Here is a 309-nt window from a genome sequence, read left to right on the forward strand (position 1 = left end):
ATTCAACTGGTACATATGGGATAAGTGTATCAATACCTGGATTTTCTGGTGTTGGTGGCACATATCCTTTAGTTGGATCTTCTGGATCTACTGGTGTTAACGGTGTATTATCCTTAGGATCTACTGGTGTGTAACCTGGTACGTATGGGACAACTGGTTGATCTGTTTCTGGGTTTGTAGGGATTGATGGAATCTCTGCATCCGGATTTGTTGGATCAAATGGGTAATCAGTTGTTGGACGTTCATTTTCTGGAACACCTGGGATTTGTGGAATCCATTTCGCTACTTTTTGGTAAACATAAGTGATTG

1 pseudogene is annotated in these 309 nt (G+C 41.1%); it reads right to left on the reverse strand.

The annotated features are described in order from the left end of the window. Nucleotides 1–309 (reverse strand): annotated as a pseudogene (locus tag ACQRDX_RS09595) (hypothetical protein); the annotation flags it as partial.

It is taken from the genome of Streptococcus sp. SGI.013 (assembly GCF_050315295.1).
Classification (GTDB): Bacteria; Bacillota; Bacilli; order Lactobacillales; family Streptococcaceae; genus Streptococcus; species Streptococcus porcorum.